The sequence below is a fragment of the Rhizobium freirei PRF 81 genome, from assembly GCF_000359745.1.
In the GTDB taxonomy this organism is placed as follows: domain Bacteria; phylum Pseudomonadota; class Alphaproteobacteria; order Rhizobiales; family Rhizobiaceae; genus Rhizobium; species Rhizobium freirei.
Window position 1 is genome coordinate 1 of sequence record NZ_AQHN01000076.1, and the last position, 12,457, is coordinate 12,457.

The following is a 12,457-nucleotide window of genomic DNA, read 5'->3' on the forward strand; positions in this document are numbered from 1 at the left end:
TACCCGACATCGTCATCGTTGGTTCAGGAGTGGGAGGCGCATCGGTCCGATGACGGCAATGGGAAGCTTCCGTCGCGGCCGTGATTTTGCGGCATGGCTTGGGCTTGTCCCAAGACAATTTTCTTCCGGCGCGACGGAACGTCTTGGCCGCATTTCCAAGGCTGGGCAGGCCTGCATCCGGAGGCCGCTGATCATTGGTGCGGCGTCGCGTATCATTCGGATGAGCCGTAAACAGATCGTTGACGGTTCGTGGCTGGCCCGGATGCAGGCAAAGAAGCCTCGCATGCCGGTGGTGATCGCTCTCGCCAACAAGATGGCGCGAGCGATCCGGGCCACGCTGGCGAAGGGTGAAAATTATCGAGTTCCGGCGCTGGCCATGGCTGTATGAACTTCATGCGGACTATGCCTGAGTAACGCCGGGAAACGGGGTATGAGAAGGCAATGGCCGGAATAGGAGTGTGATCGAACCGACCGGAAACGGGAAAACCAGTTTGGCACTTTGAGCCTGCAAGCTCGGGATTAAGATTTGGACCCGCTTCGCAGATCACCATACCGGCCGGCGGCCTTTGGAAGCGCCGCAACGAAAGGCCTGACGGAAGACCGTACTCGGTCACACGCACAAAAGGTCGGAAACTTCTTGCGAAATGGGCGGCAGCCACAGAAGCGCCAAATGAAATCGAAACAGCCGCAATCCCACATTTGAGTGCCAAACGACCTCTTATCAGACTGTTGAGACCGGCTGTTCTGGTGATTACACGCCAAGGAAGCAAAGGGCCTAAGCCCTGAACGCCTTCTCCGTGAACAGCGTCGTCAGGCGCAATAACTCCGGACCAAGAACGCGATCGTCATCAACGGGAGGCACTATTGCGCGCACTTCCGAAACAAAATCGGCCAACGCGATCGGCGGTTGCCGGTCGGTCACATGGAGCGCTTGTGATGCGACGACGGCCAGGCTCGCCAGGCAGGCATCGAGGCACCGTCCTGCCCATTCCTCCTTGGCCCACGCCGGAAAGGCAGTTGCCGCAACGTCGTCCTGGCCGGCACCTGCGGATTCCGTTCCGGGTATGAAGGTCCTTTGCGCAGCAAGTTTCGCCTGTTCGAGATATCCTGTCGTCGCCATCGGAACGTAGCCCAGGCTGCCATGTCCGTCGCTGTCGCTCGGATGACGTCCAACCATCAGCATGTTGGGAAGGTGGGACACGGCGCCGTTCAGGAGCTTTGAGCCGTGGCGATCGCACAGCAGGCAGATGTCTGCCCAGCTGGCAGCAAGATCATCCAGAGCAGGCGCCGCCATCGCATTGTGATAGCCACCGGTGCTGATGCAGCGTCCGAACGGATGAAGTTCGTCGGGCGGAATGTAGACCGGATTGTCCGAAGCCGAGCAGAGCGAGATATTTGCCGCGCGCTCGGCAGCGGAGACGGCGCGATGCGCATGGCCGAGCACTCTCGGGACGATCCGATAACTCACCGGAGCCTGATAGTTGCGGCGATCGGTCCCCGCTCCTTTCAGAAGATCGCGCAACGCACGGAGTGCCGCCGCCTCATGTTCATCGCCCCAAAGCTGCTCCAGCGCTGCATCATAGTGCTCGATCGGAGCACGAAACGCCTCTATCGACAGCGCGAAGATCTGCTCCACCAGACGAAGGCGTCGACGGGCGGCCAGTGCGGCATCCGCCAGCAGCGCCGCCGCGCAAGGCGATCCATTGATAAGCGAGCCTCTTTCCTTGACTTCGAGGTCGAAGCGGGTGGTCAGCTCCGCAAACAGCGGATAGAGCGCCAGAATTTCCCCGGCGCCGCCTTGTCCCGATGAGGCGACTGTCGGCAATGCGGGGCCATTGAGCATGTCGGCGACGGCAATTGCTATTCGTGGGGTTGTCGCAGCGTTACCTTCGAGAAAATTGGCAAGGCGAGCCAGCAGCATGGCTCTGACGACACGGTCGGGATAAGGGTCGCCAAACGATGTTGCCGCCGCGAACGCCTTGATCCGGGCATGCCGTTCGCGCTCTTCCTTCGAAAGGCGCGTGCTTGCCAACTCGCCCATGGCCGTCGTCACGCCATAGATCATCACCGTTGGATCGTTATCGATCAGGTGCAGGAACGATGCGCGGCAACGAGCAATTTCAGCAATCGCCTCCGCGCTGATCTGCACGCTCTCCCCCTGCCAAGCCACACGCAGGATCGACTCAAGGTTGATATCTGCCCTCTTTGTCAAAGTGACTGTCATGATCATTCCTTAGGGATGTGCGGATGATTTAGCGTTGTTGAGCGCGAACTGTTCACCGTGCTTGCCGGGGGCGTCAAGCGTGGATAGCGGCCTTCGCCAATCGTTATGGCTCGGTTCGACGGTCACGATCTCACTCGCTCAGGCTCACGCCTTTTCCTTGTGCGGGCACCCCGCGGACCACTTCGCTATCCGCTATGGCAAACTTCGCCGAAAGTAATTTTGTGTTTCGTGCCGAAGGGCCGATGTTGCCGGAAAAGGGAGAAGCGATGAGCGACTTTGATCTGGTTTTGACGGGCCGCGTTGTCGGCACCGACCGAGTTCGTGATAATGGTTACGTCGCGGTCCGCGGCGGACTGGTCGAACGCATGGGTGAGGGATCGCCTCCATCGGCTGTGCTGCGGGAAGATTTTGGAAGCGCCCTGATCTTCGTGCCATGCCGCCATGGACGCAGCCACACGCCGGATGATGGGGCGGAGCCCGAGGCGATAGCGGCCGGAGCCGCGACGCTACTGGAGATGATCATGCGGCTCGATGAGACGCTCGACATCCCTTCGTCAACCGAGATATCGATTTAAGGAACGCGATAGTGACAGACCAAAGCATGCGCAGCTTTCTCGCCGCACTTGAAAATAAAGGCGAGCTGCATCACGTCGAGCGAAATGTCGATACCCGTTTCGAGATTGCCTCGGTGCTCTCCCTGCGGGAGCGCGGCCCGGCGCAGCTATTTACTCGTGTGAATGACGCCACGATGTCCGTTGTCGGCAATCTCTACAACGACAGGGGCCGGTTCGCCTGTGCTCTTGACGTACCCCGGGCTGGGCTCGATGCTCTATGCGTGTCAGCTCTGGAGCGGCCTATTGCGCCGAAAATCGTAGAGGACGCACCGGTTCAGCAGATCGTCCATCGCCAACCGTTGGATATCGGCTCCCTTCTCCCGGTACCGCACTGGTTCGAGCGCGAAGCGGCACCTTACATCACGGCCGGCGTCATCGTCGCCAAGGATCCGGAAACCGGCCGACGCAATGTTTCGATCGCGCGGTTAAGACTTGAGGGCGGCAATCGGCTTATGGCTGGAATTGCCAAGAACCATCATTTGGCGCGGATCGCGGAAAAGGCGCATCACAGGGGACATGACCTCGAGATAGCGGTTGCGATCGGTAATCACGCCGCGGTGCTGCTCGGCTCACAGATGTATGTCGGCCTTGGCGATGACGAATTCGACATCGTTGGCGGATTGCTTGGCGAGCCGGTGGAACTGGTGAAATGCAAGACGGTCGATCTCGAGGTTCCCGCACATGCCGAGATCGTCCTTGAAGGACGGTTGCGCCCGGCGGACCTCATTGAAGAGGGTGCCGTGTCCGAATTTCCAGGCTTCTATGTCTATTATGGCCCGGGTATCGGCGTCGAGATCGGCTGTGTCACGCATCGCGCGGATGCCATCTACCAGGCGATCCTGCCAGGCTATGCGGCGGAACATTGCCTGCTCGGCGCCGTCGCCATCGGCGCTACGCTGACACGTGACCTGCAGCGATCGATTCCAGCCGTCCGCCGTGTATTCGTGGCTGATGGTGGTATGGGCCGGTTGCATGCGATCATTACCATGCACCGGCCGCGCCTCGGTGAAGGCAAGCGAGCCGTCATTTTAGCAATGGGCCTCGTCAATCTCCTGAAACTCGTGACCGTCGTGGAGGACGACATCGATCCCGAAGATCCCCGCCAGGTGGAATGGTCGCTCGCCGCCCGTTTCCGCGGCCATGAGGATCTGCTTGTCCTGCCTGGCGTTCGGGCGGATCGTTGCGACCCTCTGCACGAGGACCTTGTCGTCACCAAAATCGGCATGATCGCAACAACCCGGCCCGGCGACGGCGAGCCCGGAGGGCGCTCCGAATTCGTGATGCCGCCCCGTGATGTCTTCGAACGCATTCGTCAAAATCTGCATCTTTACTGACCTGTCATACCGACCCAGGAGTTCTCTTTGTCCAAAGACCGTTTCATCGTGGCAATTACCGGGGCAACGGGCCATGCCTATGGTATCCGCTTGCTTGAGACGCTGCGCGAATTGGGTTTGGAAACCCATCTTGTCATGTCTCGGTCCGCAATCGTCGCTCTTGCCTATGAAACCGACCTCAAGCTGAAGGACGTCCATGCCCTTGCCGATCACGTTCATGGCAATGACGATGTAGCGGCGCCGATTTCCAGCGGATCGTTCCGCACGCGGGGAATGATCATCGCCCCGTGCACAACCAAAACCTTGGGCGAAATCGCTTCAGGAGCATGCGGTACACTCGTTTCCCGCGCAGCGGACGTCGTCCTCAAGGAAAGACGGCGGTTGGTCCTCATGCTGCGCGAGACACCGCTGCATCTTGGCCACCTGAGAAACATGGTGACGATTACCGAGATCGGAGCGATCGTCATGCCCCCCGTTCCGGCGTTCTATCCCAAACCGAAGACCATCGACGAGATGATCGACCATACGATCGGCCGCGCGCTCGATCTATTCGACATCGACACCGGCCAAGTCAAACGCTGGAAGGAGCCACCTGCGGACATCGGTGGGTAGCTCCGGTCCTGGCCACTTTATCGCTCGGGCCAATAAATCGCTCGCGTGGAGGAAATTTCCTTGCTCATCCCCATCGCAGACAATTGGCGCTTCAAAGCGTTGATTAAGGAGCGCTCCACGTCAGTCAGTATCCGCTCCGGCGAGAACAGGATTGACAGACGGGACCGAACGACAGGGCTCGAGATCGGGTTGAACTGCAGGACACCCGCTTCCACAAAGGTCCGAACCGAGGATTGCGGCAAAATCGTCGCGACGCGCATGCGTTTCACCAATGCCAGCAGCGCCGTCAACGAATTGACCTCCATCTGCGGCGCAAGATGCATGCCCGCCTCAGATGCCGCCTTGTCCAGAATCTGGCGAAGACCGGAAGCATCGCCCGGAAGCGCGAGTGGAAGCTTCAGTGCATTGCGTAGTGTGATCTCGCCCGCAGGAAGAATAGATTTTGCCGGGTTTGATACCACTCCAAAAAAGTCCTCGATCGCCAGATCGACCTGCCACGAGCGCGAAATCTGCGTCTCCACCAGTCCAAAACCAATCTCGCCGGCATCGACCCATCGCCGCAACGCCTCTGTCGAACCCTCCATGATTTTCAGCTTCACGGTTGGATGGAGGCTCGACCATTCGTCCAAGGCACCAGCGAGAGCGCGGGCGAGAGGTCCTTCGTGATGAATCAGCGGTACAATGCCGATGGCCAATCGCTCCCGGCGCGTCGCAGCATAGTGCGCGGCACTAGCGGCAATCCCGTCGCAAGCTTTGGCTGCCGGCTCCACCAAGGCAACCAGCGTATCGGTGCTGTCGTTCCGCTCAAGGCCGGTTCGATGACGAACAAACAGGTTGCGCCCTGTTATCGCTTCCAGCTTGCGTAGCTGATTGGAGAGGGCGGGTTGTGCAACACTGAGGTGCTTGGCTGCCGCGGTCACACTCAGTTGCTCAGAAATTGCCAGAAAATAACGGATCTGCTTCATGGTGATCCGAGACCGATACTGAACGAAACAGCTGGGGAGCTGAAGAGCCTTCTGAAGCTCTTCCACATAGTGCAGCGCCGCTGGCTCACCCGCTGGAATTCTCGCAATAACCGGACTGACGAGCTCAATCGGAAGCTTTGCATGAGCGAGATTGAGGCGGGCAACGCTCGCCATGACCAGGCTTTGTGGCGCGAGCAAATGAAACGGGGCCAGCTCTCGAGACAATCGCGCAAACGTCCCAACATCTTCCTCAATGACGACGGGTTCCGGGAGATCATGCGTCGAGCAATACGCGCGCGCCTGTCGAAGCTGGGTGTCACCCAAAGGCGGAAGGAACAATGGCTTTTTCCGTAGCGCTGCAAAACTGATCACACCATCACCGACCGCATGACGGTTGCCGCCGCCGCTGATAGCGATCCACTCGTCCCGGAAAAGCAGTATGCTGTCCGGCTCCTCGCTGTCTTGAGCGTAGTCCAGGACGATGCGCGCGGCTTGCGCCGTCTCCCCACTCGAGCCGTTATGCGGTTGCTCGTTCGTGCTCCATTCGAGCGCATGCACATAGGGCGCCCTGCCCAGCGTGAACCGCGTTGTCGCGACGATGTTGGGAGAAACCTCTCGAACGGCACGGGACGCGAGGCTTGCTGCGCGTGACAATCGGCCGGCCATAAATTGGAGCGGCGAGGTGATCTCAAGCCGTTTGATGGGGCGGCGAGGCTCGGCTTGGAGAATCGTCTCGGCGGCCTCTACCGCTTGTAGCAACGGTTCGACCGATTGATAGAGCCAGCGAGCCGCCTCGGTCGGATAGTGCCCGTGGGGGCCCCGTTCGAATAATGTCATTCCCAATTCGCGTTCCAGGGCATCGATGTTTTCGCTGATGGTGGACGCGGACATTTTTGCATGAGCTGCAGCTTCCGCATGATTTTTGAACTGGCAAGCAAGAATGAAATAGGAGAGCTGTACTGTTTCCATTGCTTCCGCCGTAGTCTACCCACTGTCGGTCAATGGGCGATTGCAAAGTCGAACGCGCTTATGCTGCCATCCAGCCCCCGTCGGGGATTATGCCATCCGATCGCTGATATAGGGTGCTTGGTCAGCTGCCAAGACCAAAGGACGTCGATGTCAGGTCGCTTCGGCACTCCCGACCGCTATGAGAGGGCCGCCCCCCTCAGCGGCGAGGGTGGGATCGTTGAAACGCAGACCGTATGACGGGTCGAGCTAGAATGTGATCGCCCTCGTCTTTCTCGTTGGTCCTGAACGGATACCCGGAGTTTAGCTCCGGATGACAAGCAGAGGACAGGCGAAAGATGCCGAAGGATGGTGTCGTCGCTGATCGACATGCCGAGACGCTGCATCAAGCGCTCTGCGGGGCGGTGGCCGGTACTGTGGCCAAGCAGGCCGACTATTTCGGCGACCCGCATTGTCCGCCGGGAATAGGGGGAGGCAACCGCTGGGACCCGGTCCGTGGACGTTTGCCGTTCACACCGCCGATATGAGCAACACCAGCGGCTCAACCGGAGCTTCACCGTCACAGCATTACCCTGGATTGGCAGGTCTTGAAGACTGCGGAGCGACCAGCCGCGCCGAATTCTGCTCTGGTGTCTGCAATCAGGGCATATGCCTGACGCTGGCCCGCAAGCAGACACAGCCCATTTGCCTGCATCGCTGAACACGACGCTCCGCACCCGAATACCCGGACCGGGCGACCATTTCGATTTCGTTCGCATGCCAATCCTCAGCGGCGTCATTGCTTACAGTCTGTTAACCACGCAAAGTGAGGAAGACCCCGGTTAGATGCAAAACGACAGCCACGACAATCTTGCGAGCTGCACGTGACCTCATTCCGATGCGGCCGCATTGGCATGCGCTCTCGTTCCAAAGGCGAGAAGGCTCAGGAAAGCGAGTGCCCAAACGCTCAGGGCGCCATAGAGCATCACCCAATCAAAGCCTTGGGTCAGCGCTGTGCGCACGATTTCGCTGGATAGTTTTGTCATGGACCCGTCCAGGACACCGGTATTGCCGGATGCGATCCGCTCCGCCAGCCGAGGCAATGTAACTGCATCGGGCGATACCGAAAGCACGGTCTGCAGGTTTGCGAGAACGCCGCTCACGAGAACGAACCCCATCACGGCTATGTTGATGGCAAGCGAGATCATTCGCGCGCTCATGTCGATGCCCGAGGCCATGCCGGCCCGGTCGCTCGAAACAGAGCCCGTCGTCGTGTTCGTGACGGTTGTGTTCGTCACTCCGAGGCCGACGCCCGCGACGAGCGCTCCGAACAATGTTACCGGCAGGATCGCCTCACCTGCTGCCGCGCCGAATTTCATGACCAGAAAGCCGAGCCCGATCGTGAACAGACCGGCAGGAATGACGAGGCCGGGGCCACGGCGAAGCAGAAGTCGTTCCGCAAACGGCGGCACGATCAATGTCGGCAGTGTATAGGCCAGCAACGCAATGCCGGCGGCCACCCCGTCTAAGCCAAGGCCTGCTTCAAACCAGATGGGAATGTAGATCATGAAAGGCCAGAAGCTGAAATTCATCCCCATCGACCCGAAGATTGCGCCCGAGAAGCGCCTGATCCTGAAGACGGTAAAATCGAACATGGGGTGGCTTTTGGACAGCTCGACGACGATGAAGACTGTGAAGCTGACGACCGCAATAGCAGCGACGGTGAGCGAGGCAGGATTGATAAATCCGAGCTGCGAACTTTGCGTGATGTAAAAGACCAGGCAGAAGACTGCGGCGGATAGCGAAACGATGCCGGCGATGTCGAGATGCTGGGCGTTGGGATCTCGTGTTTCCCGCACGCCGGCAATTGCCAGCAAAACCGTCAGGATCGTGATCAGGACGTGCACGAGGAACACCCATTCCCAGCCCATGAGCGCGGAGATGCCGTTTCCGATGACCGGCCCAAAGCCGAGGCCAAAGCCGAAGACGATCCCCCACCAGCCAAAAGCCTTGGCGCGCTCGCCGGCATCGCCATATTGCTGAGATAATACGGCAATCTGGGAGATGAGCATTGCGCCTCCGGTTGCGCCTTGTAGTGCGCGGCCGGCGATGAGGATTGTGATGTTGGGCGCGATACCGCAGACGAGCGAGCTGGCGCCGAAGGCAATCATGCTCGCGACGAAGAGCCGCTTGCGGCCATAACGGTCGGCGAGCGTACCGGCTGCCATCAGCACGGTCGCAACTGCGACCGTATAGGCATTCATGGTCCATTGAAGCTGCTGGAAATCGGCATGCAACGCCCGCTCCAGCCTCGGCAGGATTGCCGGAACGCTGGAGATTTCAAGACCGAACATCATCGATGAAAGACAGACTGCGGCCAGGGCAAGCCTTGTGTTTTGGCGCCGGGTATTGCTCATAGTTTCGCCTTTCGACATAAAATCTTCGTCGATCGGCGTCGGCTTGCCCTCAGGCGTCAGTGCCGCTCTCGTGCATTCTGCAACACGAAGCGCCGTCGATCCTCAAATCTGTATCCGGCGCTTGATCATGTTTGAATGCTATGACTATCTATATCAGTGATAACAAATTTGGATTTATGTGATGTCGCTCGATGTCGACGCCGTTCAGGTCTTTGTAGCCATTGCCGATTTCCAAAGCTTCACACGCGCGGCCGAGGCACTGGGCACCACGCAGGCCACAGTCAGCGTCAAGCTGAAACGCCTGGAGGAGCGCGTCGGCAAGAAGCTGATCGAGCGAACGCCGCGCCATGTCCGTCTGTCCGCCCAGGGCGAAACATTCCTTCCCTCTGCCCGGGAGTTTCTCGCCGCACATGAACGTGCCGTCGCAGGGCTTTCCGTAACGCGCAGGCGCTTCAGGCTGGGAATTGCCAGCCATGTCATGGGGCCAGAAGTGCCGACCTTGCTGGCGCGTCTGAAAGCGGTTGATCCGGCGCTCACCATAGAAGTGCGGCTGGACGCCTCCCGCCCGCTGCTCGAGGCATTCGAGGAGGGCAAGCTCGATGCCGTTATCATTCGCAGCGACGACGACAGGCGTGATGGCGAGATCCTCGGGCCGGAGCATTTCGGCTGGTTTGCGTCACCGGATTTCGAGTATCGAACGGGAGAGCCCTTGCCGTTGGCGGCCCTGTCTCCGACCTGCGCCGTGCGCGATATGGCAATCCGGCTGCTTGATCGATCCTCGATTCCGTGGACCGAGGTCTTCGTCGGCGGGACGGCGGCGATTGCGGCTGCTCTATCGGCCGGGCTCGCGGTTTCGCCGTTTCCGCGCCGCCTTGCGCCGAGCGACGTGGTTGATGTCGGCGATGCGCTCGGCCTGCCACCGCTGCCATCCCTATCCGTCGTACTGCACTCTTCCCTGTCCGACCCGAAATCCAGGGACAGCCTTCGTGCCATCACGGCTGCCTTCCGTGAACACCGCAAGCCGAGCAATTATCGATGGTGATCGATGTCAGTCCTCGTGGATCGGTGGAAAATTCCGCTTGATTCAATGGAAAGTGTTTGGCCCCGGTCATATCGGCCGACGAGATCTGCGGCTAATCCGCGACAATGCCATTGCCGGGCAACCGCAGGCCAAGTAGCGAAAAACCTTCGACAAGTGAGCGTTGGCAGCGACTGCCTGTCGGGTGAGAAGGCTTTAACTCGAACGGTTGGCGCGACCCGTTCGTATGCTGAGCACCCTTGGTGTGGCCATAACCATGTTCGCCGCCTCCAATATCGACGACAGTTGTGGGTTTGTGAAGTTTCCATCCAACGCTGGTTGGCGGCGTCAAAGCCCGCCCAAAACGACGGGATGGGACCCGATCTCTTTCAAGCAGCCGATTTTTGTGGCGTTTCCGCCGTAGAGGCCCGCTGACGCCCATTCCGCGGTCACGATGGACTTCGCCTAACATCGCTCCAGAAACACGCGGTACGGCTTCCCAATTTAATCATAAAACACGCTTGCAAACCCCATCCTCTCACGCAATCATTATCTGTACAAACACCGTGAAAGCGAACCAATTCCGATGCCGCAGGTTGCAAATGTCAGCACCCCTTCGCCACCGAAAATGCCGATCAGAAAATCGCATTCTGATATCGGGCTACCGTCGCCGATATGACGGCATCATAACCTGTCGGGAGTAGACAGCATGGATATGTTTTCAAAACGGCTCTGGTCATTCGGCGGAACAATCCTTGCCGTGACATTGGCGCTGTCGGCGGAGGCGAACGGTGCGAGCTGCATCGCTGCTAAGGACAGTTCTGGATACCGGTTTACTGGCATCATTCGTCATGAGATCGCCGAACTGCCGACCGGAGACACCGAGAACTACGACACGCTGAAACTTGATCGGCCCATCTGCTTCTACGATCCAAACCAGAATGATGGCGCCGAGAAGGAAACCATCGACGCTGTGCAGATCATCGGAAAGGGCGCGGCCGTGCAAAAGCGGATTGACGCAAACCAAGGACGGCACGTCAAGCTGACCTTTGGTGATTTTCTTCCGGCAGGTACCGCCGTTATTCACCTACCTGTATGGGGCGACGTCACGGCGCTGACAATTGTTGGAAACTAGGCGTGTAGTCCCCGGGTGTGATGGTGCATCATTGATCCTGAGTCGTCAGGAGCCGGCCATGTCTGCCGGTCGGTTGCTCTTGGAGTACATTTCAGTGAGGGTCTGATAAATCTGTGCCAACGCCTGACCCTTCTCCTCGGGAGACGGGAAGGAGGCGGCATTCAAGTGAGACAATCGCGACGCGCGCTGAAGCCGATCCGCATCCGCAAGAGCCGGTATCTCAGCAACCGGATCGAGCAGGATCATCGGCGCATTAGGCAGACGGGGTTTGCCTATAATCCGCGTCCTCGATCGCAGAGCAGTTCGAAATCCTTGCAGCATGAACAAAGGCGCGGTTTCACACGCAGGCGCGGTCGCGGACGACGGCTGTGAGCAATCGTAGGATGAAACTCCAGCATTCGACTACTTCGTCGGTTGTTCCATCTTGGCCAAAAGGAGACTGGCGAGTTCCATCGGGAAGGGAAACAGGATCGTCGACGTCTTTTCATTGGCGATAACGTTTAACGTGCTCAAATAGCGAAGCTGCATTGCCTCCGGTCGCCTGGCCAGGATTTCGGCTGCTTCGAGCAGTTTGGCAGCCGCCTGTTGCTCGCCTTCGGCATTGATGACCTTAGCGCGACGCTCGCGTTCGGCTTCGGCTTGGCGCGCAATTGCGCGGATCATGGATTCGTTGATGTCGACATGCTTGATCTCAACATTGGCGACCTTGATACCCCAGGCGTCTGTTTGAGTGTCGAGGATTTTTTGGATGTCTTCATTGAGCCTGTCGCGCTCAGCCAACATCTCGTCGAGGTCGTGCTTGCCAAGCACCGAGCGCAATGTCGTTTGAGCAAGCTGACTTGTCGCCATCATGAAGTCCGCGACCTGGATCGTCGACTTTTCAGGATCGATGACCCTGAAATAGATGACCGCACTGACACGGACCGAGACGTTGTCATGCGAGATGACATCCTGGCTGGGTACGTCGAGTACCCGCGTGCGCAGGTCGACCCGTATCATTTGCTGGACGTAAGGAATGAGCAGGATCAATCCTGGTCCCTTGATACCAGTGAAGCGGCCAAGCGTGAAAACGACGCCGCGCTCGTATTCTCGCAGGATCTTGATCGCCACGGCAATGATGATCAGCAAAACAATGATGGCCACAAGATATGAGGCGAGATCTGCAAACACACCCATGACTTTTCCTCCTGTTT

The 12,457-nt window shown here is 58.8% G+C and carries 10 protein-coding genes and 1 pseudogene; 7 read left to right on the forward strand and 4 right to left on the reverse strand.

Going from position 1 to position 12,457, the window contains the following annotated elements:
- Positions 1-388: transposase (locus RHSP_RS20385; protein ID WP_240535475.1), on the forward strand; the 388-nt coding region annotated here is incomplete at its 5' end.
- Positions 389-775: 387 nt separating this feature from the next.
- Here the strand turns inward: RHSP_RS20385 and RHSP_RS20390 are convergent.
- The gene (locus RHSP_RS20390) at positions 776-2,224 is read right to left on the reverse strand and encodes an aromatic amino acid lyase (protein ID WP_037153352.1); all 1,449 of its coding nucleotides are present in this window, start codon (positions 2,222-2,224) and stop codon (positions 776-778) included.
- A gap of 266 nt (positions 2,225-2,490) precedes the next feature.
- On the opposite strand from RHSP_RS20390, the gene RHSP_RS20395 reads away from it, so the two are divergent.
- The 3 genes from RHSP_RS20395 to RHSP_RS20405 are packed head-to-tail and all read left to right on the forward strand — an operon-like array spanning position 2,491 to position 4,784.
- Positions 2,491-2,799 carry a hypothetical protein gene (locus tag RHSP_RS20395; protein WP_004122011.1) on the forward strand — a complete coding sequence of 103 codons (309 nt, stop codon included), beginning with the start codon at positions 2,491-2,493 and terminating at the stop codon, positions 2,797-2,799.
- Positions 2,800-2,810: 11 nt separating this feature from the next.
- Positions 2,811-4,172 (forward strand): UbiD family decarboxylase, encoded by a 1,362-nt coding sequence (locus RHSP_RS20400; protein WP_004122013.1) that lies wholly within the window; start codon positions 2,811-2,813, stop codon positions 4,170-4,172.
- 27 nt (positions 4,173-4,199) lie between these two features.
- Positions 4,200-4,784: a UbiX family flavin prenyltransferase gene (locus tag RHSP_RS20405; RefSeq protein WP_004122015.1), complete on the forward strand. Its 585-nt coding sequence runs from the start codon at positions 4,200-4,202 to the stop codon at positions 4,782-4,784.
- A 17-nt stretch (positions 4,785-4,801) separates the two neighbouring features.
- Here the strand turns inward: RHSP_RS20405 and RHSP_RS20410 are convergent, their stop codons facing one another.
- A complete protein-coding gene (locus RHSP_RS20410; protein WP_004122017.1) occupies positions 4,802-6,718 on the reverse strand; it encodes a LysR family transcriptional regulator in 1,917 nt (638 codons plus the stop codon).
- Positions 6,719-7,584: 866 nt separating this feature from the next.
- Positions 7,585-9,111: an MFS transporter gene (locus RHSP_RS20415; protein WP_240535476.1), complete on the reverse strand. Its 1,527-nt coding sequence runs from the start codon at positions 9,109-9,111 to the stop codon at positions 7,585-7,587.
- A gap of 181 nt (positions 9,112-9,292) precedes the next feature.
- Between RHSP_RS20415 and RHSP_RS20420 the strand changes: the two genes are divergently transcribed.
- From RHSP_RS20420 to RHSP_RS34805, 3 genes and pseudogenes are all read left to right on the forward strand, one after another.
- Entirely contained in the window at positions 9,293-10,153 is an 861-nt protein-coding gene (locus RHSP_RS20420) for a LysR family transcriptional regulator (RefSeq protein WP_004122021.1), read from the forward strand.
- A 685-nt stretch (positions 10,154-10,838) separates the two neighbouring features.
- Positions 10,839-11,264: a hypothetical protein gene (locus RHSP_RS20425; protein ID WP_004122034.1), complete on the forward strand. Its 426-nt coding sequence runs from the start codon at positions 10,839-10,841 to the stop codon at positions 11,262-11,264.
- Between the two features lie 177 nt (positions 11,265-11,441).
- Positions 11,442-11,587, forward strand: a pseudogene (locus RHSP_RS34805) (IS6 family transposase); the annotation flags it as partial.
- 79 nt (positions 11,588-11,666) lie between these two features.
- Here the strand turns inward: RHSP_RS34805 and RHSP_RS20435 are convergent.
- Positions 11,667-12,440, reverse strand: coding sequence for a slipin family protein (locus RHSP_RS20435; protein ID WP_004122037.1), 774 nt, complete (start codon positions 12,438-12,440; stop codon positions 11,667-11,669).
- Positions 12,441-12,457 lie beyond the last annotated feature (17 nt).

Coding starts and splice junctions, on each gene's coding strand:
- RHSP_RS20390 (WP_037153352.1), bottom strand. CDS start 2,224: ATGACAGTCACTTTGACAAAGAGGGCAGATATCAACCTTGAGTCGATC.
- RHSP_RS20395 (WP_004122011.1), top strand. CDS start 2,491: ATGAGCGACTTTGATCTGGTTTTGACGGGCCGCGTTGTCGGCACCGAC.
- RHSP_RS20410 (WP_004122017.1), bottom strand. CDS start 6,718: ATGGAAACAGTACAGCTCTCCTATTTCATTCTTGCTTGCCAGTTCAAA.
- RHSP_RS20415 (WP_240535476.1), bottom strand. CDS start 9,111: ATGAGCAATACCCGGCGCCAAAACACAAGGCTTGCCCTGGCCGCAGTC.
- RHSP_RS20420 (WP_004122021.1), top strand. CDS start 9,293: ATGTCGCTCGATGTCGACGCCGTTCAGGTCTTTGTAGCCATTGCCGAT.
- RHSP_RS20425 (WP_004122034.1), top strand. CDS start 10,839: ATGGATATGTTTTCAAAACGGCTCTGGTCATTCGGCGGAACAATCCTT.
- RHSP_RS20435 (WP_004122037.1), bottom strand. CDS start 12,440: ATGGGTGTGTTTGCAGATCTCGCCTCATATCTTGTGGCCATCATTGTT.